Annotated in this window: 23 protein-coding genes; 14 read left to right on the forward strand and 9 right to left on the reverse strand. The window is 64.7% G+C overall.

Annotation, left to right across the window (positions count from 1 at the left end; genetic code table 11):
• Position 1 precedes the first annotated feature (1 nt).
• From ACRYLO_RS00460 to ACRYLO_RS00470, 3 genes are read left to right on the forward strand one after another with little or no spacing between them, the layout of a single operon-like run.
• Positions 2 to 409, forward strand: coding sequence for a DoxX family protein (locus ACRYLO_RS00460; RefSeq protein WP_482658385.1), 408 nt, complete (start codon positions 2 to 4; stop codon positions 407 to 409).
• Entirely contained in the window at positions 406 to 1977 is a 1572-nt protein-coding gene (locus ACRYLO_RS00465; protein ID WP_482658386.1) for an MFS transporter, read from the forward strand. Before ACRYLO_RS00460 ends, ACRYLO_RS00465 begins: the two co-directional genes overlap by 4 nt.
• Positions 1978 to 1991: 14 nt before the next feature.
• Positions 1992 to 3338, forward strand: a complete 1347-nt coding sequence (locus ACRYLO_RS00470; protein ID WP_482658387.1) for an alginate export family protein — start codon at positions 1992 to 1994, stop codon at positions 3336 to 3338.
• On the opposite strand, the gene ACRYLO_RS00475 is transcribed toward ACRYLO_RS00470, so the two are convergent.
• On the reverse strand, positions 3335 to 4264 hold the full coding sequence (locus ACRYLO_RS00475; RefSeq protein WP_482658388.1) for a LysR family transcriptional regulator: 930 nt from the start codon (positions 4262 to 4264) through the stop codon (positions 3335 to 3337). The genes ACRYLO_RS00470 and ACRYLO_RS00475 overlap by 4 nt on opposite strands.
• Positions 4265 to 4376: 112 nt before the next feature.
• Between ACRYLO_RS00475 and ACRYLO_RS00480 the strand changes: the two genes are divergently transcribed.
• From ACRYLO_RS00480 to ACRYLO_RS00515, 8 genes are all read left to right on the forward strand, one after another.
• Positions 4377 to 5075: a pirin family protein gene (locus ACRYLO_RS00480; protein ID WP_482658389.1), complete on the forward strand. Its 699-nt coding sequence runs from the start codon at positions 4377 to 4379 to the stop codon at positions 5073 to 5075.
• Positions 5076 to 5134: 59 nt separating this feature from the next.
• Positions 5135 to 6325 carry an MFS transporter gene (locus tag ACRYLO_RS00485; protein WP_482658390.1) on the forward strand — a complete coding sequence of 397 codons (1191 nt, stop codon included), beginning with the start codon at positions 5135 to 5137 and terminating at the stop codon, positions 6323 to 6325.
• Positions 6326 to 6452: 127 nt separating this feature from the next.
• The gene (locus ACRYLO_RS00490) at positions 6453 to 7571 is read left to right on the forward strand and encodes a DUF1176 domain-containing protein (protein WP_482658391.1); all 1119 of its coding nucleotides are present in this window, start codon (positions 6453 to 6455) and stop codon (positions 7569 to 7571) included.
• A 96-nt stretch (positions 7572 to 7667) separates the two neighbouring features.
• Positions 7668 to 8225, forward strand: a complete 558-nt coding sequence (locus ACRYLO_RS00495) for a hypothetical protein (RefSeq protein WP_482658392.1) — start codon at positions 7668 to 7670, stop codon at positions 8223 to 8225.
• A complete protein-coding gene (locus ACRYLO_RS00500; protein ID WP_482658393.1) occupies positions 8222 to 8641 on the forward strand; it encodes a hypothetical protein in 420 nt (139 codons plus the stop codon). The genes ACRYLO_RS00495 and ACRYLO_RS00500 overlap by 4 nt, the downstream gene beginning before the upstream one ends.
• Positions 8642 to 8707: 66 nt before the next feature.
• A complete protein-coding gene (locus ACRYLO_RS00505; protein ID WP_482658394.1) occupies positions 8708 to 9340 on the forward strand; it encodes a hypothetical protein in 633 nt (210 codons plus the stop codon).
• Entirely contained in the window at positions 9337 to 9918 is a 582-nt protein-coding gene (locus ACRYLO_RS00510) for a hypothetical protein (RefSeq protein ID WP_482658395.1), read from the forward strand. Before ACRYLO_RS00505 ends, ACRYLO_RS00510 begins: the two co-directional genes overlap by 4 nt.
• A gap of 112 nt (positions 9919 to 10030) precedes the next feature.
• Complete coding sequence (locus ACRYLO_RS00515) at positions 10031 to 11908, forward strand: sensor histidine kinase (RefSeq protein WP_482658396.1); 1878 nt, start codon at positions 10031 to 10033, stop codon at positions 11906 to 11908.
• A gap of 58 nt (positions 11909 to 11966) precedes the next feature.
• Here ACRYLO_RS00515 and ACRYLO_RS00520 read toward each other — a convergent pair whose 3' ends face one another.
• From ACRYLO_RS00520 to ACRYLO_RS00540, 5 genes are all read right to left on the reverse strand, one after another.
• Positions 11967 to 13022, reverse strand: coding sequence for a hypothetical protein (locus tag ACRYLO_RS00520; protein WP_482658397.1), 1056 nt, complete (start codon positions 13020 to 13022; stop codon positions 11967 to 11969).
• Positions 13015 to 14154 carry a DUF1176 domain-containing protein gene (locus tag ACRYLO_RS00525; RefSeq protein WP_482658398.1) on the reverse strand — a complete coding sequence of 380 codons (1140 nt, stop codon included), beginning with the start codon at positions 14152 to 14154 and terminating at the stop codon, positions 13015 to 13017. The genes ACRYLO_RS00520 and ACRYLO_RS00525 overlap by 8 nt, the downstream gene beginning before the upstream one ends.
• Before the next feature lie 61 nt (positions 14155 to 14215).
• Positions 14216 to 18298, reverse strand: a complete 4083-nt coding sequence (locus ACRYLO_RS00530) for a beta strand repeat-containing protein (protein WP_482658399.1) — start codon at positions 18296 to 18298, stop codon at positions 14216 to 14218.
• An 85-nt stretch (positions 18299 to 18383) separates the two neighbouring features.
• Positions 18384 to 19490 carry a DUF1176 domain-containing protein gene (locus ACRYLO_RS00535; protein WP_482658400.1) on the reverse strand — a complete coding sequence of 369 codons (1107 nt, stop codon included), beginning with the start codon at positions 19488 to 19490 and terminating at the stop codon, positions 18384 to 18386.
• Entirely contained in the window at positions 19487 to 20236 is a 750-nt protein-coding gene (locus tag ACRYLO_RS00540; protein WP_482658401.1) for a response regulator, read from the reverse strand. Before ACRYLO_RS00540 ends, ACRYLO_RS00535 begins: the two co-directional genes overlap by 4 nt.
• 338 nt (positions 20237 to 20574) lie before the next feature.
• Here ACRYLO_RS00540 and ACRYLO_RS00545 point away from each other — a divergent pair, with 338 nt between their 5' ends.
• Entirely contained in the window at positions 20575 to 21645 is a 1071-nt protein-coding gene (locus tag ACRYLO_RS00545; RefSeq protein WP_482658402.1) for a hypothetical protein, read from the forward strand.
• 139 nt (positions 21646 to 21784) lie between these two features.
• On the opposite strand, the gene ACRYLO_RS00550 is transcribed toward ACRYLO_RS00545, so the two are convergent.
• The 3 genes from ACRYLO_RS00550 to ACRYLO_RS00560 all read right to left on the reverse strand — a co-directional run bounded on the left by ACRYLO_RS00550 (position 21785) and on the right by ACRYLO_RS00560 (position 24774).
• Complete coding sequence (locus ACRYLO_RS00550; RefSeq protein WP_482658403.1) at positions 21785 to 22690, reverse strand: sulfotransferase domain-containing protein; 906 nt, start codon at positions 22688 to 22690, stop codon at positions 21785 to 21787.
• Positions 22687 to 23526 carry a hypothetical protein gene (locus tag ACRYLO_RS00555; protein WP_482658404.1) on the reverse strand — a complete coding sequence of 280 codons (840 nt, stop codon included), beginning with the start codon at positions 23524 to 23526 and terminating at the stop codon, positions 22687 to 22689. The genes ACRYLO_RS00550 and ACRYLO_RS00555 overlap by 4 nt, the downstream gene beginning before the upstream one ends.
• A gap of 336 nt (positions 23527 to 23862) precedes the next feature.
• Positions 23863 to 24774, reverse strand: coding sequence for a LysR family transcriptional regulator (locus ACRYLO_RS00560; RefSeq protein WP_482658405.1), 912 nt, complete (start codon positions 24772 to 24774; stop codon positions 23863 to 23865).
• 96 nt (positions 24775 to 24870) lie between these two features.
• Here ACRYLO_RS00560 and ACRYLO_RS00565 point away from each other — a divergent pair, with 96 nt between their 5' ends.
• Together ACRYLO_RS00565 and ACRYLO_RS00570 are read left to right on the forward strand one after the other, a co-directional pair.
• Entirely contained in the window at positions 24871 to 25200 is a 330-nt protein-coding gene (locus ACRYLO_RS00565; protein WP_482661648.1) for a YybH family protein, read from the forward strand.
• Positions 25197 to 25985, forward strand: coding sequence for an SDR family oxidoreductase (locus ACRYLO_RS00570; RefSeq protein ID WP_482658406.1), 789 nt, complete (start codon positions 25197 to 25199; stop codon positions 25983 to 25985). Before ACRYLO_RS00565 ends, ACRYLO_RS00570 begins: the two co-directional genes overlap by 4 nt.
• Positions 25986 to 26018 lie beyond the last annotated feature (33 nt).

Below are 26018 nucleotides of genomic sequence, written 5' to 3' on the forward strand. Positions count from 1 at the left end.
CATGACACCCGACCCGATCGCCAAGCTGCTTGTCGACCGCCGCTTCGCGGTCTGCGCTGCCACACTGCTCACCTTGCCCTATTGGACCAGTGCGCTCGCCAAGATCGCCGACTGGAACGGTGCCGTCGGGGAGGCGGCGCATTTCGGTCTGCAACCGGCGATCCTGGTCGCAGCGCTGACCATTTTCGTGCAACTGGCCGGATCGCTGGCCATCATCGTCGGACGTGGCGCGTGGCTGGGCGCAGGCGCGCTGGGCGTGTTCACTGCGCTCGCCACGCTGATCGCGCACCCGTTCTGGTCGATTGCCGATCCGATGGCGCGCTTTCACGAGCGCAACACCTTTCTCGAGCATGTCGGGCTGATCGGCGGACTGATGCTGTCTGCAATCCTGCAGGAGCGCACACGATGACCGCGGCCAGCGACAAGCCGCTCAGCAACACGGTATTCCGCGCGATCTGGATTGCGACCATCGTGTCGAACATCGGCACCTGGATGCACGATGTCGGCGCAGGGTGGCTGATGACCTCGCTGTCGGCTGATCCGCTGATGGTGGCGCTGGTCCAGGCTGCGACCACGCTGCCGATGTTCGTGCTCGCGCTGCCCGCAGGGGCGCTCGCCGACATCATCGACCGGCGCAAGCTGCTGATCGGTGCGCAGCTGTTCGGCCTCACCGCCACTGCCGTTCTGGCGCTCAGCACCTTTGCCGGCCTAACCAATGCCTGGATCCTGCTTGCGCTGACCGCCGCCATCGCGGTCGGCGCCGCGCTGTCGGCCCCGACCTTTCAAGCAATCGTGCCAGAGCTGGTGCCGCAACCCGCGCTGCAACAGGCGGTCGCGCTCAACAGCCTGGGCGTCAACATCGCGCGTGCGATCGGCCCGGCACTGGGCGGCCTCATCATCGCGGCGGCCGGCACAGGCGCGGTCTTTGCGCTGAACGCCGTGTCGGTGCTCGGCGTGATCACCGTGCTGTGGCGCTGGCGGCGCGATGCGGCCGAGCGTCGGCTGCCCGCCGAGCATTTCCTGGGCGCGATGCGTGCAGGGCTGCGCTACGCCATGCGCGCGCCCGAACTGAAGACTGTCCTGATCCGCTCGGTCGGCTTCTTTCTGTTCGCCAGCGCGCTCTGGGCGTTGCTGCCGATCATCGCGCGGCGGGACCTGGGGCTAGGACCGGCCGGCTATGGCGGCCTGCTCACCTTCATGGGGCTGGGCGCGATTATCGGCGCGCTGCTGATGCCGCGCCTGCGCGGCAGGCTCGGCGCCAACCGAACGACGGTCGCCGCCTCGCTGCTCCTCGCCGCCGCAATGGCCGGGCTATCGCAATCCAGTGGATTCACGGCCGCGGCCGCGGCGCTCGGCGCGGGGGGCTTTGCCTGGATCGCGATGATGGCATCGCTGAACGGCGGCGCGCAGGCCAGCTCGCCCAGTTGGGTCAAGGCGCGTGCGCTCGCGATCTATCTGCTCGTCTTCCAGGGGTCGATGACCGCCGGCTCCACGTTGTGGGGCAGCGTCGCCGGGCAGATCGGCGTGCCACTGACGCTGCTGACTGCGGCCGGCCTGCTTGCCGTCGTCACACTGGCGCTCGCGCTGCTATATCCGCTGGATGGGATGGCGAAGCTTGACCTCGCGCCTTCGCTGCATTGGCCCGCGCCGCTGATCGAGCATGAGGTCGAGCATGATCGCGGCCCCGTACTGGTGACCATCGAGTATCGCGTCGACCCCGCGCGTGTGCCCGATTTCTTTGCCGCAATGCAGGACATGCACCGTATCCGCCGTCGCGACGGCGCAATCCATTGGGGCGTTTACGAGGACGCCGCCGAACCGGGGCTGGTGCTCGAAACCTTCACGGTCGAAAGCTGGCTTGAGCATCTGCGCCAGCATGAGCGGGTGACGAACGCCGATCGCGTGCAGCAGGATGCAGTGCGCGCCTTCCAGCGCGAAGATGCGCCGCCGGTCGTGCGGCACCTGATCTCGCGATGAGGCGCGCGGCGCTCTTGGCGGCGCTCACCCTGGCACCGGCCACGGCCGGAGCACAGGTCGCACAGACCAATCTTCGCTATGACGAGGATTGGGCGCAACCGTCGACTGCCGCGCACCGCGACGCGCACTGGTGGGAACGCCTGAAAGCCCAACCACTCGACGCCGATGCCAACGTCACGCTAACCCTCGGGGGCGAAGTACGGGCGCGGTACGAGGGGTTCGCCGACAATCTGTGGGGCGAGGCGCCGGCGGCCGATGACGGCTATCTTTGGCTGCGCCTCATGCCGCTGGCGAGCGCGAAAGCCGGTCCGATCCGCGCCTTCGTGCAGGGGATCGCCGGTTACGCCGTCGGGGTAGCCGGCGGGGCAGGGCCGGTGGACCGCACCGGGGTCGATCTGCTCCAGGGCTTTGTCGACGCCCAACTGCCCGTTGCCGGGGGCACTTTGACCCTGCGCGGAGGGCGTGAGCTGGTTGCGCTGGGATCGGAGCGACTGGTCGGCACGCGCTATGGTCCCAACATCCCGCAGCCGTTCGACGGCGCGCGGGTGAGCTGGCAGCGCGGGGCATGGAAGCTCGAGGCACTGCATCTGCGCCCGGTCGCTGCCCGCCCCGGCACCTTCGACGATCGCAGCTCGCCGACCAAGCGCCTCGACGGCGTTTACGCGACGCTGCCCCTGAACGGCTTTGCCAAGGCCGATCTCTATTGGCTGCACTATGGCGACGCGGCGGCACAGTTTGGTGGGCGCGTCGGCCAGGAACGGCGTGACACCGTCGGCGCCCGGCTGTTCGGCAGGAAAGGCGGGCTTGCCTGGAATTGGGAAGCGATGCTCCAGCGGGGCAGCTTTGTCGGGCAGACGATCCGCGCCTGGTCGATCGCGACCGAAACCGGCTATGCGCTGAACGGCCCGATGCGACCGCACCTTCGCCTGCGCGCCAATATCGCGAGCGGCGATCGCAACCCTGCCGATGACCGGCTCGGCACCTTCAACGCGATGTTCCCCAAGGGCAAATATTTCGGCGAACTTTCACCGTTCGGACCGCGCAACATCATCAACGTCCATCCCAGCGTCAACGCCGATCTCGGCCCCAGCCTTTCGATCGAGCTTGCCGCCATCGCCTATTGGCGGTTCAGCCGCGCCGATGGCGTTTACGACCTGCCGGGCCAGGTGATTCGCGCCGCCGCTGGCTCATCCGCGCGCCATATCGGCAATCAGGCAGAGCTATCGCTGGGCTGGCAGGCGACGCCGATCCTCAACGTTTCGGCGTCCGCCTCGATCTTTCAGCCCGGTGACTTCCTCCGCGAGACCGGCAGCGCCCGCCCGATCCGCATGATGGGAGCCGAGGCGATGTTGCGCTTCTAGATGTCGCCCAGCCCGGCCTCCTCGAGATCGTTGCGGCCCAGCGCCACGAACTGGTCGAGCAGCCAGGCGGCGGCAGGTCCGGGCGGGGCATCGCGCCGCCAGATTCCGGCGAAGCGATAGATGCCCCCGACATGGTCCGGCATCACCAGACGCACGAGCGTCCCGGCCGCCAGGTCGGCCTGGATCATCGGCCCGGGCATGTTGCCCCAGCCGATCCCCTCGCGCAGCAGGGCGTGCTTGGCACCGAGATCGGCGAGCCGCCACGTCTTGTGGCTGGTCACAGAATAATCATGACCCTCGGTAAAGCGCGAGCGATCGGTCAGCACCAGCTGGGTATAACCGCGCGCCGCGCCGGGCGGGATCGTGGCCATGCGGCCGAGCGGATGATCCGGCGCGGCGACCGGGATCATCGGCAGCGAGCCCGCCGCGATACTGTCGATCCCCTCGACCCCCGCCGCCAGCGGGCCGGAAATGCCGATCACCGCGGTCCGATCGAGCACCATTGCTGCGATCGCCCCCAAGGTCTCGACGTGCAGCCGCAGCGAGACCGTGGGAAATTCACTCGCGAACGCACGCAGCACGCGGCCCAGCCGGTCGGCGGGCAGCATGACATCGACCGCAAGATCGACTTCGGCTTCGAGGCCGGTCAACAGGCCACGCACCTTGGCGCGCAACCCGTCCATATCTTGTGCGAGCGCGCGCGCTTCGGAAAGCACTGCGCGACCGGCCACGGTCAACACCGGCTTGCGCGTGCCGGAACGCTCGAACAGCGTCAGCCCAAGTTGCGCCTCCAGGTTGGCGATACTGTAGCTGATGACGGACACGGCGCGGTTGAGCTTGCGTCCGGCCGCAGCGAAACTCCCCTCGTCCACGATCGCGAGAAAGACACGCAGTTGGTCGAGCGTAGGGGTGCCGGGCTCACTCACTTTTCAACTCCGTCGAACGATGGAGTCTATATTATCCCTCTGATCGGAAATGCCATCAAGTTCTACATCCCGCTTCAAGGCCGGCAACGTCGCCGGCGTCAGGAGATTCAAGATGATCGAACTTCGCCCTTTCGCCAGCCTTGGCGGCGCCAATCATGGCTGGCTCGATGCCAAGCACCATTTCTCGTTCGCCGGCTATCATGATCCTGCCCGCACCAACTGGGGCAATTTGCGGGTATGGAACGACGACACGATCGCGCCTGGCACGGGTTTTCCCACTCATCCGCATCGCGACATGGAGATCATCACCTATGTCCGCAAAGGCGCGATCACGCATCAGGACGACCTTGGCAACAAGGGCCGAACCGAAGCGGGCGACGTCCAGGTCATGAGCGCGGGTACCGGCATCCGTCACTCGGAATATAACATGGAGCCGGATACGACCCAGATCTTTCAGATCTGGATCATCCCGACCCGCGCCGGCGACAAGCCGCAATGGGGTGCCAAGCCTTTCCCCAAGAACGAGCGCGCCGGACAGTTCGTGACCCTGGCGTCGGGCTATGACGGCGATGGCGACGCGCTGCCGATCCGCACCAACGCGCGCGTTGTCGGCGCGACGATCAAGGCGGGCGAGCAGGCCACCTATTCAATTGGCAAGGATCGCAAGGCGTATCTCGTCCCCGCGACCGGTGCGATTGAGGTGAACGGTGTGCGCGCCGAGGCGCGGGACGGTGTCGCGATCAGCGATGTCGACACGATCACGGTCGCCGCGATTGAAGACGCCGAAATCGTCCTGGTCGACGTCGAGTGAAAATCGCGGGGCGGCTCACCACGCCGCCCCGCCTTCATCCATTCAGCAGGAATGTGCAGATGACCGCAATCCCATCCGACCCCAGCGCGACCAACCCTGTGGCGCTGCGCACCGGCACCGTCTTCGCGATGGCGTTGGCGGCGGGCATCGCGGTCGCCAATATCTATTACAATCAGCCGATGCTCGGCTTGATGGCGGGCGATCTTGGCCGGTCTGCCACCGCCTCGGTGCCGACCGCGACCCAGCTGGGCTATGCGGCGGGCCTGTTCCTGCTTGTGCCGCTTGGCGATCTGATCGAGCGTCGGCGGCTCATCGTCCTGCAATTCATCGCGCTCGCCCTCGTGCTCGTCTTGATGGCAACCGCTTCGACGCCATTGCTGATCGTCGCGGCTTCGCTGGCGGTGGGACTGTTCGCAACCGTGGCGCAGCAGATCGTACCGCTTGCCGCGCATCTGGCATCGCCGGAACGCCGCGGTGCTACGGTCGGAACGGTGATGGCGGGCCTGCTCAGCGGCATCCTGCTCAGCCGCACGCTCGCGGGACTCGTCGCGACGCAGGCCGGCTGGCGCGCGATGTTCTGGCTGGCGGTGCCGATCGCGCTCGCGGCTGCCGCGCTGATGGCGCATCGTTTACCCGCCAGCCCACCGGATAGCGGTCTGCGTTACGGCGCATTGCTGCGCTCGCTTGTGAATCTGTGGCGCGCACATCCGGCGTTGCGGCGCGCATCGGTCACCCAGGCGCTGTTGTTCGCCGGTTTCAGCGCGTTCTGGACCGTGCTGGCGCTCCGCCTGCAAACGCCGCCGTTCGCCTATGGGGCAGATGTGGCCGGCCTGTTCGGCATTGTCGGCGCGGTTGGCGTGCTGGCGGCGCCAATTGCCGGCAGGCTCGCCGATCGCCGCGGACCGCGGACAGTGATCCTGCTCGGGATTGGCGCGACGCTGTGCGCTTGGGCGATCTTTGGTCTGTGGATTTCGCTCGCCGGGTTGACCCTCGGTGTATTGGCCCTCGATTTCGGGGTGCAGAGTGCGCTCGTTTCGCACCAGCACCTGATCTATGCGTTGCAGCCGGATGCTCGCGCTCGGCTCAACACGCTGTTCATGGGCACGATGTTCGTTGGCGGTGCTGCCGGCTCTGCGGTCGCGCTGACCGCTTGGCACTACTCGGGCTGGTCGGCGGTCGCAGTAATTGCCGCAATCGCGTCGATTGTCGCGATGCTGTTGCAGCATGTCCGCAGCGGGCGCGGCGACTAAGCGCGGTCGGCGGCGATCTTTCGACCGAAAGCGTGCCGGACACCCTTCGCCTGGGGGGATATGCTCCCTGATCTGGCGAGGTAATTCATCGAGAATGTCTCGCTCTCGCGCTGTGCTGCATCCCGTCGTGATCGCCGTCGCCTCCGCCATGCTCGCCGGTTCGGTTCCATCGGCGGCGGAAGACGGGCTGGAAACGGTTGGCACTGCGCCGGAGGTCGAGGAATTCGGCGACTGGTCGGTATCTTGCGACAATGGCGGCAGATGCGAAGCCATTGGCCTGTCCCGCGCGCTGGCTCGGCATGTGTTGACCCGCGAATGGGGTGAGGCGGCATTTCATATGCTGCGCGTCACCCGCGACGCCGGCGCGGCTGCGCGGCCACGCGTGTTTGTCGATCGTCGGGTATGGGGCATGATGCCGTCCGATACGCGGACGAAATTGACGCTGCACGTTCTCGATTCCCAGAATAATCGGGTCGGCAAAGCCTATCGCCTGCTCGCGTTGAAGGACGGCATGCAGGAGGTCGACCCGCGCGACGTCGAAGCGTTTCTGAGCGAAAGCGTAAAGACGACCGAGGTAGCGACCCGACACACCGAAATTCAGGGCATCGCCAGTACCAAGGGCATGACCGCCGCCTTGCGTTATATGGACGAATCCCAGGGCCGTCGCGGCAATGCCACTGCAATCTATGCCAAGGGGCCCTTGCCCGCTGCCAGCGTCGTGCCCGCCAGAATGCCGCCGCGCGTCAAGGTGATCAGGGGCGCGCGCACGGCTGCCGCCAGAGACGTGACCGACGAAGAACTTCGCAAGCGCGGCCTGCTGATTTGCGGGGTGATGGCTGCGCCGCACAGTGGCGCCTCCTATGCACTAGCCAATGGGGACAGGCTTTGGCGGGTAGATTGCGGCGAGGAAGACGTGATCGGCAGCCCGCGTAACCCACGGTCAGTGTGGTTCTTTGAGCGACCCGATGGCAGAAGAGTGTTTCCGGACTTTCCCCGCCCGGAACAGGGCCGCGCGGCCCTTCGCGCGTATTTGCCCAACAGCAGCTTTGATCCCGCCACCGGGCTGCTCACGGCCACCCATTATTATTCGGACCACAAGGATTGTGGATGGCGCAGGCAATGGGGGTGGAACGGCACGGCATGGCAGCTTGTTTCCGGTCGAGAACTGCACGGCTGCCTCGGCGTGACGCCGGAAAACTGGCTCGTCACCTGGCGCGTGATGCCGCACGCGGGAGCGGCGCCGTAAGCGAGCCATGAGATCAGGCGGAAACCCTGGCCGGATCGGAGCGGGCGGTTCTCGGCGTGCATGCTCGCCGACGCCGTCAAAATAAGGCTGCCCCGGATGATAACATTCCTTGCCTATCATGGCGACCCTGAGCGGCGGCAGCGGACGATCCACCGCGTGGTCGAGCTGATCAAGAGCGGTCGACTGGCCAGTGATGGCGATGGCCAGCGGATGCGGCTGACGGCGGCCTTTGGCGAAGGGCGTTATGATCTGTCCTGTGCCTATTACCATTGTGGCTTCCCCAGCCCCCTGTTGATGATCTGTGACGCCATCCATGACGGGCTTCCCGTGGAAGACGCGCCGGCCTTCGTCCTCTCGCTCGCCACGGCCGCCCGCCTTGACGCCGATCTTGCCGATGTTGCGCGGCGGTTCATGGACTGGATGGTGCCGTATGCCGTCGCCATGGAAGCCAGCCACTGCTTCAGCAAGCTGGCCGCGCTGCACGTCCCGACGCCGACGCGACAGCAAACGACCAAAGCGCGGGCTGTCGCACCGGACTGCTCAAGCGATCAGGCCGCGCACGCAGTCCACTGGGTTGCCAGCATCGCACCCTCTCCCGTCGATCAGTACCGGCGGTGTGCACGCAAGATGTTGGAACTGGTGGAAACGGCATGACCATCGACGCGCTTCACGCCTGGCTTGTGACGCACGGCTATGCCGACTGGATCAGGCGGGCTGGCGACAGGATCAGCCTGTTCGACTTCTACCTCGACCGCGAGAGCGACCTTTATCGGGTTTACATCATCGAACGCGGCGTGATGATCGCCCTGTGCCTTGAAACGGACAGCGAAGCCCGGGCCTGCGCGTATTTCGTCGAACAGGTAACCGGCAGTTTCCTGGTCTATGCGGGAAATGATCCCGCTGACGCCGCCGACGCTCAGGCGCGGCTGGCGTCTGACGGAATTGTGGTCCGCACCAACGACATGCCGCCGTTTACGGCAGCCGACGAGGGCCGCTTTCGCATTTTCGTGTCGGGGCCCGATCTTGCGCTGGCGAGGCAACTGCTGGAGCAGGCACACCCCCACAAATGAAGGGAATGCGCCCCCCTCTATGCGGGGGTTAGACCAGTCCCGATCAATCATGCTCAGGGGACGACGATGAATGCTGCAGCCCGCCCGTGGATCGGGCTCGTTTTCAAATGTCTGGCCGTGCTCGCCCTGATCTTTGCGTTCATCTTCTTCATGAACATGATGGACGAGCAGTCGAGGGTCGACAAATACAAGCAGGACGGATCGGTCTTCCAGGCTGTCGTCCACGACATGGCGGAAGGCGAGGTGACCAACCGGACCGGCGGGATCGGGCGGCGCAGTTCGGGATCGACCACCACCTACGACGTCTATTATCTGCTCGTCTATCTCTCGGAAGATCGCAGCGTTCCCTTTGCCGCCTACCCGGGGAAGGTGAGCGCTGCAGATCTGCCGGTGCCCGACAAGCTGACCGGCGATCCGGTGCGGGACAGCAAGTTCAGCCACGTCATGAAAGTGACGAAAGAACGCTACGACGCCACCAAGGTCGGCGACAAATTTGTGGTGGTCGACCGCATCTACAGCGGCGAAGATCCGGAATTCTTCGAAGCCATCCGTGATTTCGATCAAAGCATCTACTATCCGCGCATCGCCATCGCCCTGGCGTTGACGCTGCTGTTCGGGCTGGTCGGCTGGCGTATCGGCAAGGCTTCCACAGCGAAAGGCGTGGTCGAGGTCGCCAAGATGCCTGGAAGCGCGCCATGAATGCATATCGCCCGGTTGCCGACCAGTTGCGCGCGCGGCGAAAGGGCAAGCCGGGCGAGCTGCAACTGGCGCTGGGACTGGCGCTGACGATCGCGATGCCGTTTGCCGCCTATCTGTCCAGCGAAGAGGCAAGGAAGCTGGAGGCGCTCAAGGCAAGGGGCACCGTCGCTGAAGCGACCGTGATCGAGCGGAACAGCCGGAGCGAGGCCTATGTCGACGGCCAGGGGCGCCGCAAGACGCGCATCATCTATAGCCTGTCGTTGCAGCATGACCTCAACCGCGAAGCGCCCTATTCCGAATGGAAGGTCGCTGGACGACTTCCCGCGTCCGACTATCCGGCACTGACCACGACGCACCTTGATGTCGGGCAATCCGACTATGAAGCCCTAGCGGTCAGGCAGAAGGCGATGATCCTGCGCGATCCGTCCAAACCGGCGGACACAGAATTGTTGCAGCGGGTCGAAGCCGAAACCTCGCCTGGCTATCTGGCAATATGGTATGCTGCCGCCATTGTCGGCGTACTTGCGGGCCTGGCATTAACGGGTTTCGGTTGGCGTAAACGATCGGGCCAAGTTTAGGTCTGCGCCCGGGGGGTGGATAAGGTTGACGGGCCCAAATCATCACAGTCTTGCCGGGGGAGGGCGGCTGCACGGGCTATTGTCGCATCGTGTCAAAGACTGGCTTGCGGGAGTGCTGGTACTGGCCGGCCTTGTCATCGCCTTTTCGGCTTTCCTTTACGTCGCAGAAGAGAGTGCCCAGCCCAATGGACTGGAAGCCAGGAAAGTCCTTGAGTTCGTCAGGGTGGAGGCAGATGGATCGATCGATCCATCCTCGCCGGTTTTCACCGCGCCTTACGATGACGCCCCGATTTATCGCACCCCCATTGGTGACAGCGGCAACAGGGTCGCCTTTCGCATTCCCTTCCGGATCGCCAGGGCCGATGCCGATCTTGCCTTTTTTCTGGGGGCAACACCGGGCGTGCAGGAAATCAGGCTGAACGGGGCCGTCCTCCAACCCAATACCCCCCTCGATACCCTGCGCGGGGCAACGGACGGAAAGGCAGCCTATTATATGCTGCCGACTGCCCAGCAACGCGTCGGCCAGAACGAAATCCTTGTCTTCATCGACGCGCAGAGTTCCGTGCTGGCGCTTGCGCCATTCTCCATCGGACCGGCGACCGAGGCGGCCCGGGCCGTGCGCAGTATCGAACTGCTGGACACGTATATTCCGATCATGGCGGTGTCGTTCCTAGTGTTCGCGATCCTGTTGATCGTGGCGACCCAGTGGCCGCAGCAAGATCGCTCGCGTGTCCGCGCGTTGATGGTGGTGATGCTGTTTTGGGCATTGCGGACCTGCTTCATCACCTTTCCGATGCCGTTCGAGATTCCATTCCTGATCACCGCGTTCACCTATTACGCCCTCGAAGCGTCGGTGATTTTCGCCTTTGCCCTACATCTCCTTGCCGGCGAACAGATCGCTCCGCGATGGTCACGCCTTGCCGCCTGTCTCTGGGTCGGCGTGATCGCCTATCTGATCGTGGTGACGGTTGCCGGCTTTGCTGTCGGCCCTGCCATTCGTGGCTGGTTCAAGGTGGCGGCGATCGTTCATCTCGGGCTTACCGCCCTGCTCGGTGCAGTGGGTCTGACGGCTTTGGCATGGGCCATTGCGCACCGCAGGGATGGCCGCTGGCTGGAACGGATTTCGCTGGCGATGTGCTTGATGGCGCTGCTCGTCGATGCGGGCGACTCCGTCTTTGCGCTGCACGTGCCGTTCCGGCCGGACCTGCCGCTGACCTTTTACATTACGTCGGTCGCCGGATTGCTGCTGGGGCTCGGCGTGGTCGCCTCCATCGCCCGCGAAGCATCGCAGGCGCGCCAGACCGTCATCCACGCCAATGCGATTCTTGCCGAGCGGTTGGCGGAGCAGGACGCTGAGCTATCCCGGAGCTACGAAGCGCAACGTCAGATGCTCCAGCGTCAAGTCACCTTGGAGGAGCGCCAGCGCATCGTGCGCGATATGCATGACGGCATCGGAGGCCAGTTGCTGGGGCTGATGATGCAGGTGCGCAGCGGCGCGACCGAACCGAAGGTGATTGAGGAAGGCCTGCAGTCCAGCATCGCGGACTTGCGCCTGATCGTCGATTCCATGGATACGGCGGACGAAAGTCTGACCGAAACCTTGCGGTCGTTCGAACATCGGGTCAGGGCTCAGGTCGAGGCGGCCGGCATGGTTTTCCGGGTCGATCATGGACTGGACGAAGCCCAGCCCGGGCCGGGTCCGCGTCCCACCTTGCAAATCCTTCGCATCCTGCAGGAAGCGGTTTCGAACGCCATGCGCCATTCCAGGGCAACGGTGATCGCGCTCGATAGCGGCTATACCAGCGCGGGTGATGTCCGCATTTCGATCAGCGATGATGGCGTCGGGATGCCCGAACAACCCAAGGGGGGTCGGGGGCTCACCAGCATGCACACCCGCGCCAGGGCGGTTGGCGGCACCTTGCACATCGCCAGCGCGCCATGCGGGACAAGCGTTGAGCTCCGCCTCTCGCCGATCGACGCGCAGGGGTAGGGCGGAACGCTTCCGCAAGCCGCAATCGGCCCTGCCCGATCACCGGATGGCACCGCCGTCATTCGGCATAGTTCCAGCGCGTCGGCGCCCATAGCAGGGGCCAGAAATCATGCGGGACCGCGCGGCACCGGTCATAACGCCGGTCCTCGATCATGAGGAAGGCTGTGCCGGAAAATCCCAGCTTCAGTTGGCGGCCACAGCCGTCATCGCCGTCCTTGGGCAATCTGACAATCAGCAGCGAGTCGTCCCCCATCCCCGCATAGCCATGCACATGGGCCTTGCCTGTGGCATCCCGCGCATCGATCCGGACTGCGGCCTTGCCGTCCGGTTGCAGGAACAGCTTATAGCCTTCGGGGCATTCCAGGTGCCATAGTCGATGGCCCGGCCCGATCCGCCATCCATCGGGCTGGTTGACATAAGTGCCGCGATCACAGGCGCGTAGCACATCGCCGGGAACCGGATCCTCGATCTGGGAATGGCGCAGGATCACATGGTGATATTCCTTCAGCCACTGTGCTTGCTCTTGCGCGGACAGCCTTGGCTTCCGGGGATGCTGAAGCCGATCCATCCTGCGAAACAGGCGCTCAAGGTCGCCGTGGGGCATTTTCACCTTGAGCCCGCCGCTGCCCTTGATGACCGTTCCCGGCCAGCGACGCAGCGCGCCGATGATGGTCGCCCCGGCCGCTGGAGATGGGCGATAGGCGCCGTCCCGGTCGGCCGCGCCCAAACCCAGCCTCAGGGGCGGCGGCATTCTGGGCACACCACGCGCGTAGAGCCGCCAGCGATCGTTTGGCTGCGGGACGGAAAGACTGCCGAGCGAATCGACAAAGGCAATCCGCATTCGGGGCGGTGCGTTCCGCGCGATGCCCCGGCTGATCATGACCACAGCCCTCACGCCAACGCCATTTCGGGGAACTTTGGCGACGCCGATGATCTGACACAGGCGAGTACTGTTACACTGCAACGTCCAGTCGCCGGCATGGTAAGCCCTGTCCAGGTCGCGCAGATATTTGGGCGGTTCTCCTGCCGCCAGGGTGGGTGTGGCCGAAACGGCCAGACACACCCCCGCCAGCACTGCCCATCGCGCGCGACTGGGGTGGCGCAGATCACGCACCGGAACGCGCCCCGCTCGAAGCCTCTGTATAGGTTCGTATCCAGTGTTCCGGTGTCAGCCCCATGCACAGCGGCATCTCCCGCCGCTCCAGCAGGCGCCAGCCACGCGTGGTGTAGCCCCAGGCGCGGAACAGGCCGCAATCCTCCTGTTCGCCCGCAAAGGCATAGTGGCGCAGGATGCCGAAATCGAAATCGAAGGCGAACCCTCGGCCGGAAAGACCTTGTCTGCCAGCCGGAACAGGCCCGTCGCGAGGGTCAGGAAGCTCGAGTGACGCGGCCAGTTCGCCGGATCGGTCCGACATGGCCAGAAATTCGATATGCCCTTCAGGCTGGTCTTCGCATTCGTAAACCCACAGATCGGCGCCATTGCTGAACGTGAAACGGCGAACGTTTCGCGTGCCTGCGCCCTTGCAGCTGTTCCGGGTCATGACCGGCACGAAGCCCGAAACCAGTGCGGGCGTTGCGCGAAGTCTCGCGGCTGGCTTAGCATTTTGCGCTGTCGCGGCAGGGTTCGCGCGCAATCGCATCGATAGGGCGTGGTGCGCTCGTTTAAGGATGCGCAGCGCCTCCTGAGTGCTCTCGTGCGGAAACCGCACCGCCGCGCTCTCGCCGCCGATCGCCCTGCCGACGAGCGAGCGCCCGGCCGAAAGATGACTCAGCACCGCAAGGGCCTCGCGCTGGCCTAATGACACCCTTGCGCGGCCATGGACCGGGACGGTGATCGACCCATGTTCATCGGGAACGACACCGGCATCCGATCGCGCTTGGATGTCCAGCAGGAACGGCGGTGACGGCTTGGTTGTCGACTGCGATGCAGCAGTGCGCCCGAACCGCACCAGCTCGATGACGGGCGCTGCCGCGCCGGCTGATCCTGTCAGGCGGATTTGCAGCGCCAGGTCGATTGTCTTGCTTCCCGGATGGCTCCCGGCGGCCTGCGCCTGCGGAAAGCCCAGCATCATGCAATCGCCGCCATTATCGCAAGCGATCAGCCAGTCGCCCTTTTGCCGTACCTCGCCGCGCAGCAGCCGAGCGTCGGGATGCAACGACTTGGCTTCGGTTGCAGGGGGACTCGCCAGAACGAACAGAGCCAGGCCGGCCGTAAGGGCTGGCAGCAGTGCAGCTGCCAGCCCCATTCCCGGCGTGCCGCCGGTCGTCTCAACCTGCAGCAGGTGGGGATCGTCAGCCCGGTCGCACTTAGAAGGCGATGCTGACACGGCCCTGCACCGAATGGCGATCGGTCTGGCCAACCTCACCCCGATAGCCCAGGCTGAAGGTCATCTGGCTGCCGGTGGTATAGTCCAGTCCCAGGCCGAACAGCCCCTGGAGGGAATTGCGCGTGTCACCTTGCAGCACGACACCGGCATTGCTGGCCGCGAACGTCACCGGGATCGCCCGGTCGCCAAGCGCATCGAGATAACGGCCACCCGCTTCGATCCGCAGGTCTAGTCCTTCCGGCGTTTCCTCTGCGCCTTGGACAGGTGCCCACAGCCGGGTCTTTGCCGTCAACCGGGCCTGACCTTCGACGCTATCGGTGGACAGATCGTCGAGACGCAGGCGCAGCGGGCTGGTGCCGCTTTCGGTATATGCCTCCTGGCGCTGGCCGATGTAGCTGCCGCGGACATTGGCGCTGAAAGCCCATCCACCGGCCGAGCCCAATGGCAGTCCGAGTTCGGCGAAGACGCCAAACAGCGTGGAATCCGTGTCACCGTTCACACTGTCCGAAAAGCCGCTGAAGCTCACGTTCCGTACGGTCGCCTGATCGACCCGCCCGTACAGCGCCCCGCCGCCCAGCGTGAAACCGCTGCCGACATAGCGCGCGGTGATGGCGCCCATCACGCTCGATTGATCGCCGCCGCCGCCGTTTTCACCAAGCGTAATGTCTCCCTTCGCCCAGCCGACCGCCGCGCCCAGTGTCACGCCGTTTCCGACATCGACATTGACGCCGCCGGACAAGCCCCGGGTGTCATGGTCATAGCCCAGCGTGCTCCCCGATGCACTGCGGCTACCCCAGGTGCCAAAGCCGCTCATCCACACCCGGCTCCCATTCCCCTGGCGGCCGTCGCCCGCCCCGATCGCATCGATAAAGCCAAGCGCGGTGTCGGCCGCAGCCAGCGACTGCGCGTTGAAGGTCGATGGGCGTGCGGTCAGCACCGATGGTGCCATCAACCCGGCGTTGGGCTGGTAGATGACAGCGAGCGGCAATTGCGCGCCTACCGTCTCGACCGTGGCGAACGTGCCGCTGACGCCACCAGTCGCGGTTAGGAAGGTGCCGCCAAGCCCCTCGGCAGCGCCGATCGACACGAAGCGCAGCGTGCCGCCATTGAGCGTGGCGGTTCCGGTCACCGCCAGCAGATCGATCGCGCCGGTGCCGTCAAATTCGATTTCCAGAACGCTGCCGCTGTTGTGGGCATAATTGCCCTCCACCGTCATCGTGCCGATCGAATTGCCCGGGGCGACCGTGCCGTTGTTGGTCAGGGTACCGATCACCCGGCCGGTTCCGTCCAGCCTGGCGCCCGATGCCACCATGGCGTTGCCCGTCATAGTGGCATTGAGCCGCACGGATCCTGCATCGACCGCAAGCAAGCCGATGGCGAACGGGTTGGCGAACAGCAATTGTCCGGTTCCGATCTTGCGAAAGGTTCCGGCGCCCGAAAGGCCGGTGGCGAAGCTGCTGTTGTTAGATCCCGTATAGACCAGTTCAGCGCCTGATGAGATCGAAACCGGCCCGGTACCGATGCTGCCAAGGCCCGCAACGGCCAGCAGCCGCCCGCCGGAAATGGCAAGGCCCCCGGTCAGAGCGTTTTGCGTGACCGTCAGATCGCCAGCGCCGGACTTCTCCAGTCTCCCATCGCCGGTCAGCACGTTGGTCAGCGTCTGGTTGGTGCCGTTGTCGACGATCAGCGCCGTCCCGGTCGCCGCGTTGACGGGGCCAGTCGACAGAGCGCTGACATCGGCGACGCGCAGCGATCCCCCCTGAATATCGGTGCCGCCCGCATAGCTGTTGGTGCCGGTCAGGGTTACGGTGCCGGTGCCGGTCTTGACCACGCCGCCATTGCCGGAAATCACGTTGAAGAACGTGGTGTTCCCCGCGGTATCGAGATTGAGCCGCGCCGCGCTGCCGGAAATGATGATGTCGGCGATGCCGATATTCTGGCTGCCCGAAACCCGTAGCGTTCCATTCGAAATGAAAACGTCGCCCGACAGGCTGTTGTTGCCGGTCAAGGTCAGGCGGGTATTGCCCAGATTCTCAAGATCGCCGGCACCGGAGATGTTGGCCGCGATCGTGGTATCGCCCACAGCCGAATTGACGAAAACGATGGCGCCATTGGCAATCGCCAGACTGCCCGATCCCGCCGCGCGCCCGTCCAGCAGTTCGACGGCGCCGTCCTGGACATCGAACAGGCCGGTAAAGCCGCTATTGTCCCCGGAAAGGGTCGCGATGTTGTTGGCTGTCTTGATGATGGAACCGGTGCCAGAGACCGTGTTGGCAAGCGTGATCCCGCCGATGCCGAGAATGGCTCCGGTATCGATCTGGATGTTGCCAGTGCCCAGCGCGTCTCCGTTGTTCAGGCCGATGCGGCCCGCGCGAATGATCGTTCCGCCGGTGTACGTGCTGCTCTGGTTCATCACGACATCACCGGTGCCTTCTTTGATGAAGGTGCCGTCGCCCACCATGAACGGCGTGGTCTGCAGCAACTGGCCGACGCCATTGTAATTGAGGATCAGATTGCCGGCCGACCCGGTAAACACCATGCCACCGCCAAGCCGCGCAAAGCTGTCGATCCGGATGGCACCGTCATTGATCAGCGTGTTGCCGGTATAGCTGTTCGTCCCGGTCAGATCGACCACACCGGCACCGGACTTGACGATGGTGAGGTTGCCTGTGAGGTCGTTTGACAGCACGCCGTCGGTCCCGATCTCCAGCGACAGGACGCCGCTGTTGGTCGACGCGGTGATGTCCCCGGTGCCGAGCGCATTGAGGCTGGCCACCTCCAGCACGCCCTGGATATCCAGCCCGCCGCTGAAGGTGTTGTTGCCGCTCAGCCGGCTGTTGCTCCCTGCACTGGTCACGATGACCTGGCCGGTGCCGCTGATGTCGTTCGCCAGGTTGATGCCGCCGAGCTGGACCACCCCGGAATTCTGGAACGTCGCTGTGCCAAGCGCATCCGCAGTTGCGATGACGGCGGTATCGCCCGCCGCAATCTGGAAAGTGCCGGCGAAGGTGCTGCCGGTCCCGCCGAAGGTGTAGGTGCCGCCGCCCGAATTGAGCGCCAGAGTGCCGGTGCCGGCAAGGACGTGATCGAATGTCGCCACGCCGTTCTGCGACAGCGACAGCTGCGCGCCCGACTGGATCTGGACATTGCTGTTCGCCTGACCCAGTGCCGCCAGATTGGTGACGTCGACCGTGCCGCTTGCGACGTTGAACTGGGTCACATCGGCATGCGCACCGCTCAGCACACGAACGTTGCCGGCCCCCGGGTCCAGCACGAGCGTTTCAATGCCGATGCTGTTGTACGCGGAAACGCCACCGCCACTGATCCGCATCAGATCATTGCCCTGTCCGCCGTCGAACAGGATGTTGTTGCCCGTGCCGCCGGAGATGATCGCCCCGCTTTCGATGTCGATCGCGTCATCGCCATCGCCCAGATTCATGGCAAGGCCGTCGGACTGCACGGACAGGGTTCCGGAGAGCGATACGAGCTGGCTCCCGTTTCCGCCCCGCAAGAGATAGCTGCCGGTCGTGCTGCTGCCCGACAGGGTGCCACGCAGCGTGATGACGTTGGTTCCCGTTGGGCTTGCCAGAACGGCGAGGTTTCCGGGCGCGATGTTGACCATGCTGCCTGTGTCGAACAGCAGGTCGGAGCTGTCCCCATCTACCGTGATGCCGGCGCCATTGGCCGTACCCTGCACCCAGACAAGATTGCCATTGCCAAGCGTGTAGATCGTCGACGCGGTCAGTGACGCACCGCTGCGGACTACGGCAACGCTTTGACCGCCGATGAGGAAAATGTTCGACCCGCCGCCGACATCGGTTCCAGCCCCTGTGATCTCGACCTCGACCGCATTGGCATTGGAAGCGATGGTTTCGCCCGAGACCGCGCCGGTGCAGGTGACAATTGTTCCGTCGACCTGAACTCCGTTCAAGGGCTGACCATTGTTGGTGACACATTGCGCCTGCGCTGCGTCCGCGAACAAAAGGGCTGCGAACGAGGCCGAGACCATCAAGCCGGTCGAGGTAAAGCGCTTGGCACGGTTGCGATCAGAAACAGCGGACATTGGAGTTTCCCCTATGGGTTGAAGCTCCATGGCTTTCTTACGAACGCACCGCCGGTCCTATCCCCTCACATATAGGGGTGTGGTCTCAGCGTCGTGGTGCGCTGCGTGGCGTGGCCTGCCAGATCAGGATGAAGTCCTCGCTGCGGCGGCAGACCGGCATTGCTTCGCGCTCGACAATCCGAAACATCGCGCCGTCCCACACATAGCGTGTCCGCGTCCCGCAATCGCCCCAGCTCCGCCCGCGGGCAAAACTGCTGAGCTGCGCTGAATGATCGTCCCAGTCGGGATTGACGATGGACGATCCGGCCATGCGGCCCGCGCTGCGATGGGATTCGAAGGGGGCAGGGCGGGCGACACCGGCATTATCGATCAGAAACGCTTCGCTCCAGATATTATAGGGGCCATTGGCACACGGCCATGGCACCAGGGCCAGCGTCGTCCTGGCATCGAGGCGCTGTAGCACCAGTGCGTTGGCGTTGAGGTCGCTTGCCCCGGCCTCACACTCCTGCTCCCGCGCGACCCTGGCCTCCAGATCCGAAGGCAGAGCCGTTGGCGGCAGATCCGACCTGCTCGGCACAGTGATCCAGTGCTTGGGGGACTGCTTGATCCCATCGGGCGATAAAGGGCCGGGAACGGCGAGCGCGGTTCGGGTTTCAAGCCTGTGCTGAACCCGATCCATGTACAGCATGGCGGTTTTCAGCCCGCGCAGGGAGGACTTGCGAACCACGTCGCCATGGGCGTTGTGCAGGCTGAGCCAGCGGCCCTGGTGGAGCCTTGCCAGCAGCTGCGCGACCGGTCCGGCATTCCGGCTTTTTGGATCATCGGCAAGGTCGAGGCCGCTTCCTTCGTGTGCGGCGGTCGCGATCGTCTCGCCGTCGAGTGACAGGCGATAGGGGCCGACGGCATCGGGCCATACGACTGACAGTGACGCCCGATCTGCTCCCGCGCCGCCGCGCGAAACGGCGATGGCAATGGGATCTTCGACCGGGCCGTCTATGGGATCGCCTGAGCCCAGCGAAACTGCGCGACAATTGCGCAGGTTATCGCAGCCAACGGCCCAATCGTCGAAGATCTGGATTTCCCCCGGTTCGGCCGGGCTCGCACCGATCAGCAGCGCGGCGATTGGCAGCCACAACAGGCTCTGACGGTGCCGGGCAGGCGCGCCAAGGCGATCCGCGCGGTCATGTCTCATGGCTTGCCGATGCGGATGAGGTTGGCTTGGATTGCCTCGAACACGGCCTCGCCGCGCGATCTGACCTGAAGCTTGCGATAGATGCTCTGCATGTATTCGGCGACGGTATGGGGCGATATCTCCATCACGCGCGCCGCTTCCTTGCGACTGAGCCCGCGTGCCAAGAACTCGAGAAGTTCGCGCTCGCGCGGTGAAAGATGCGGCGCTTGCGGGTCGGCAGGCCCATCGGCAACGGGCTCGTCGCGAACAAAGCTCAACAAGTGGCTGGCCGCTCGCGCGCTGATCGGCGTTTCACCCGCCAGCGTCGCACGGACATGCTCGAGCATCATCTCCGCATTGGTGTCCTTGAGGATATAGCCGTCGGCGCCGGCCTTGAGCGTATTGAGCACGCTCGCCCGATCCTCGAACACGGTAAAAACCAGGACGCGGCAACCCGGAGCACGCTCCCGCACTGCATCGATGATCTGGATGCCGCTGCCATCGGGCAGGCCAAGATCGAGCAAGACCAGATCGGGACTTTGATCGATCAGCAACAGGCCGGCTTCCACTGTGCCGGCGGCACCGACCAACTGGATATCGTCGATCCGGGAAAGCGCACTGATCGCGTAATTGCGCAGGCGGGCGTCATCTTCGACCACCACAACGCGGGCCGGGTTGTCTCGATCCGTGGTTTCGTGATGTGTACTTGCCATCGGATGTTCACTGCCTGCCAGTTTCAAGAGTGTCCAACCCAGTTTGCGCGTCATCCGCGACCACAGGCTAGCCAAGTGCGTGCATGCCCGCTCTTGCTGCCGCAAGGGCGCTACGGTCGAACAACCAGACTAAAACGCGATGATTTAACATGCCCATCGGTGGGTCCTTGTCTGCCTGTGTCATGAACTAATCACGGAACTCCGCCGGCTGCATCCCATCGGATGTGGGGGGCACCCAAAGGCCGCAGAATCAAGGTGCCCCGGCGAAAGCGCCGCAATGCATCCGCCTTCGGCGTTTGCGGGGTATCGCGCCAATCCCGCGATTTGGGGGGATGGCCGCTCGCACGGTCGGCGCGCATTGCTCCCCCTCGAATCTTCGGGAGTGAAATCCAGTGAGTCCGATGCAGGGTTTTTCGATTTCGGTGGTCGCCATCCTGTCGGCAGGCACGGCAACCGCGGTTCTGGCCCAATCCAGCGCGCTGGACCGGGCGCGTACCGCGATCGAGCGAACGGAAGCGCGGCGGACTGCCAATCCCAAGGCGGCGCCAGCGGCCCCGGCCAATGGGTCGCAGATCCCGGACCAGGGCGTCCATAATCCCATGCACGCGGCCCACCAGAACCAGATCGTGTTCACCCGCAGCGACTTGACGCTGGGCGCCATCAACCCCGGCGCATTGGCGAGTGACTTCACGCTGGGACAGCCGATCTTCTTTCGCGTCTACACCGAACGGTCGGCGGTCAATGCTATCGCGGCCAAGAACGGCATTCCTGCCCAGCAAATCTATGCCGACGGGGTCCATTACACCGCGCGCTTCAAGGTAGGCGGGCAGACCTTCGATACGCAGATCAAGCCGTGGGGTGGCCGCAGGGATCACCAGACCTGGACGACTTGGCGCGGCCAGCTCGGCAATCCCGACCGCGTGGTCGTGCCCGGCGCCGATGCATTTCTCGAGCTGCTGAGCCGTGCGACGGCCGCGGGACTGTTGAAGCCGGGACAGCATACCATCGAAATGGAACTGATCGCGCAGACCAACACCGAGAATTCGGGGAAGCTAGCCTCGGGAGTTGTGGCCCGAGGGTCGTTTCGTCTTGCCGTCCCGGCCAGCGCGTTCACGCCGTCCAATCGCGCCGTTTGCGGGCCTGGCAGAGGTGCCGCTGGCAGCGCCGCGATCGAGGCGCGGGCGATGTCCGTCACGAAGCAATTTTGGGACAGGCCCGACATGACGGCGGTCCGTGCGATTGCCGCTGGCGAAGAATGGAAGGTGGAACGCAACGAATTGACCGGCATTCCGATCGAGCGCTCGACGCGCGTCGATATTCTCAGCCGTGGCGCAAAATACTGCACCCGGGAGAAATACAATTTCACCGAAAAATACATGGGCGGCGGGAACTTCGCTACGGCCACCGGGGGCGTGTCGGTCAACTTCGAACCCGGATATGTGCCCTGTGGCTGCCTTGGCTAAGGCGCGGGTGGCGCGACCGGGATCCCTGCAAATACCCGCTTTTGAGGGACGCAGAAACGCGAATGAACCTTGAGCATTGGGGGTGACTTGCGGGTTGGCAACTCCCGCCGGAACCGGGCCGACAGCTGATGGGTCGAAATCAGCCCCGTTTGAAATGATCCGATGGTCTGGATGAACGACTGGCACGCGATGGCGTGTCGAGCGCATAGCCAAGCCGGCGCATGACGACGCCATGATCCTGCTCAATACGGGCCAATTGGTGCGGCGACAGCGCGTCGCGCCACTGGCCGGCCCGTCCGGCACGAAAGAAGCGCTCCATGCCGGCGGGTCGTTCGCGGAAACCCCGTTCGGCCTCCAGTGCGGCCAGGCGCTCGAAATCGGTCGCGGCGATGGCACGAGCGATATCTTGCGTGCTCGGGGCGAGCCCGCAAAAATTGGTGAGCGCGGTGAATGCCGCCATGGGGTTCGCGACCAGATCCTCGTAGCGCAGCGTCAGGCGGCGTAGCGGTGAGTCGAGCCAGCTCGTCGTATGTTCCGACCAGGAGCCGCGCCGCTCCATCAATCGCGTCTTGGTCGTCTTGTCCGTGGGTGTGTCCGGCTCGCCGAGCCGCGCGATCGCGCGATCAACCGATAGTGCATCATGGGCTGCCAGCGACAGGCAGACGTCGCGCGGGTCGCGCACGATATGAATGCAGCCGAGGGTGGCCTCGATCGGAAACAGATCCGCGCCGGACGGCGTTTTGCCACAGGCGTCATGGGTCTTGAGAAACACGGGGCCGCGCGAACGCTCTGCCAGGGCGCGATAGGCGACTGGGCGCAGTTCGGCGGCTTCCTGCCATGACAGGTCGGCAAGGTCGAGATCGACAAGCTGCTCGATCAGGCCACGGCTGACGGCAAGCACGCCGGTATTGTCCATGCGCGCAAGATCGATTTCGGAATCGGGTTTCAACGCGCTGAGGAACAGGCGCACCCATGTGTTTCCGGACTTGGGATAGGATGCGATCCAGTAAATCCCTGTCGCTGCGTCGCCTGCGTGCGTCATCATGCTGACCCGCCGGGCGCGACTTGCGTCCTTGGCTGCGCTGGCCCGGCAGCAAGCTCCATTCGGTCCAACACCCAATCGGGCAACGCGGAGAGCTTCGACAGGTCGCGCGGGTACCAGAGTTCGTAGAGCGGCGTGTCCCGCGCGATCTGCGCCGCCAGGGGCATCCATATGCGGTCCAGCGCAAGGGCGCGTGCCGCCTGCGGTTGGCGCGCCAAATGGATGACTGCCTTGAACGCGTCGGAACCGTGGTGCCGCTGGGCCTGCGCAACGAGGCCTTCGGTCGCACGCCGCAAGATGCCGATTGCGCCGATCGGACATGGCATGGTTTGAAACCAGCGCGCGCCGGACAGGCAGTAGCGTCCGCCGGGACTCGGCTCCATTTCCGGCAGGGGATGCCCAAGCGCCGCGATCGAGTCCGGCCATAATCTGATTTCGGGAAACCCCGGCCAGATCATGGGCTGCGAACCGGGTCGCTGCTCAAGCGCGCACAGCCCGTCGGCAAGCAGGCCGAGCCCCTTGTCGGCCAGCGCCGCCGCGAGGGTGCTCTTGCCGATGCCGGGTGAGCCGACGAGCAGCAGTGCGTGGCCGTCCAATGCCATCGCGACCGCGTTGAGCGGAACCAGCTGCCACTGCATGCACACCAGCGCGAGCGGCGTGCCCTTCAGAAAATCCACCGCACGATCGCGTTCGGCCCCAGGCTCAAGCGCAATCGTAATGCAGGTTCGATCGCGGATCAGGTAGCGTGCAACGCCAGGAACATGAAACAGCGCGGTACCGGCCGCATCGATTTGCAGCAGCGGCCGGACGCATACCGGATTTGCCAGCTGAGCGGGCACGGGGCCGATCTCCAGCGCAACCTCCCGCCCCGTGCGCTGTCCGTCAGCTGTTGAAAAGCCCTGACACGGAAACGGCGCGACGATGTCGAGGCCAAGGGCGGAATAGCGATGGGTCAACCGGCTGCTCCTTCCTGCGCGCGGACGGTTCGGCCTGTTAGGCATGACGGACTGGTGTCAGCCATGTCCTTAAGGAACGCAGTTGCCTGTCATCATATGACCGTCGGATCGCCGGTAAAGGGTTCGGCGAACCGCGCGCGCAGATCAAGCCTGGAAGCTGCCGTGCCGCGCCAGCACGCGGCAGGCGGATGGTCGATTGGGCCTGATCGAGCGTGGCGTTCAATCCCGTGGCAGCCGTCCGGCAGCAAAATCGCGCGCGAGCGCGATAAAGGCCTGGAAGGCTGCGGACGAATTGCGGCGATTGGAATAATAGAGACACAGCGGCGCGAGCGGGGGCGTCCAGTCTTCCAGAATGCGGATCAGCCGACCTGCATCGATGTCTTCGCGGACATCGGCTTCCATGAAATAGCCGATGCCGATGCCGTTCATCGCCGCGATCCGGGCGAGCGACGCTTCGTCCAAGGTGATGGGGCCGTCAACCTCGACCTGCAGCTCTTCGCCGCCCTTCTCGAACTGCCATCGAAACATGGCGCCATTGGGGAGCCGCACGCGCAGGCAGGGGTGATCGAGCAGATCCTGTGGCACTCGGGGGATTGCCCTGCCTTCGAAAAAGGCCGGAGATGCCGCCACTGCCATGCGACGCATCTGGCCGAGCGGGATGGCGATCGCGTCGCTGGGTACCAGATCCGCGCTGCGCACCCCCAGATCGAACCCGGCCGCCACAACGTCAACGAGCCGTCCCTCGGTGACCAGGTCGATATGAACCTGCGGGTAGCGCTGAAGATAGCGGAGCACGAGCGGCGTCATGATTTCGCGTGCCGCTGTGGCGAAGGCGTTGATGCGCAAGATGCCGGATGGCGTCTCCTGCTGCGCGCGGGCGGTGTTCATCGCTTTTTGGATGTCTTCAAGCGCTGGCTTGATCTGTGCGACGAACATGCGCCCGGCATGGGTGAGCGAAACGCTGCGCGTAGTGCGATTGAACAATCGTACGGCAAGCTCCCGCTCGAGCTTGCCCACTGCATTGCTGATTGCCGTGGCCGACATGCCAAGATCGAGTGCCGCCGCGCGGAACGATCCGCACCGCACGATGGCGAGGACTGCCTCCAGCTCGATCAGCGAATGGCGGCGCATTATTCCGTTTCGCGTTACACTCTATGCCGTTTTGTCTCGATTATCAGGCGAAATGTCCATCGCTAAATGGCTGTCGTCACTGTCGAGGAGATGAACATGCCGATTGAGCTGCCCCCGCCGATTGCCGCCTATGTCGCGGCGAATGCCCGGCTTGATCTCGACGGCATGTTGGAGCCCTTCGCGCACGACGCCGTCTTCATCGACAACGGCAAGCGGTTCGCGGGAGAGGCCGCGATCCGCCAGTTGTTCGAGGATGAAGTGATGCCGGTGAAGGCGATCTTCGCGCCCGACACGGTCCGGGATGAGGACGGCGACATCGTCATCGAAGGTCCCGCCCATGGCGATTTCCCGGGGAGCCCGCTGCGCTTCACCTATCGCTTCACGCTGGTGAACGGCACCATCCAGACACTGGAGACGACGGTATGAGCATCACGGCAGATCCCACAGAGTTCGCGGGCAAGCGCGTGGTCGTCAGCGGTGGTACCAAGGGCCTGGGGCGCGCCACGGTCGCGCGTTTCCTGGCTGGTGGCGCACGCGTGATTACCGCCGCCCGGGCGATCAGGGACCCTATAGCGGGCGTCGACTATGTCGAGGCCGACCTGACCACGGCGGCGGGCAGCGAAGCGCTGGCCAGCGCGGCGGTAGAGCGGCTGGGCGGCGTCGACATTCTCGCCCATGTTATCGGCGGCTCGGCCTCGCCTGCGGGTGGCTTTGTCGCGCTCTCGGACGCGCACTGGCTGGCGGAGTTGAACCTCAACCTGTTGGCGACGGTCCGCCTTGATCGCCTGCTGATCCCGCAGATGGTCGAGCGGGGCAGCGGGGTTGTCGTGCACGTGACCTCGATCCAGTCTGTGCTGCCGCTGCCCGAATCCACGACTGGCTATGCCGCTGCCAAGGCAGCGCTGCGAACCTACAGCAAGTCGATCTCGAAGGAGCTCGGTCCGAAGGGCGTGCGGGTTAACGCCGTGTCGCCCGGCTGGATCATGACGGAGGGCGCTGGCGATTTTCTCGATACGCTTCGGGCGGCCAATGGCGGGACGATCGAGGACGCGCGTCGATCCGTGCTCGATGCGCTCGGCGGGATTTCGATCGGGCGTGGTGCCGAGCCCGAAGAGGTCGCCGACCTGATCGCCTATCTCGCGGCCGACCGCGCTGCCGCGATCCATGGCGCGGAGTTCGTCATCGATGGCGGGACCATTCGCACGGTTTGAGGGAGCCGCCCGGCGTTCGGACGATGGTCCCGA

Source organism: Sphingomonas sp. SDUR79, from assembly GCF_056821745.1.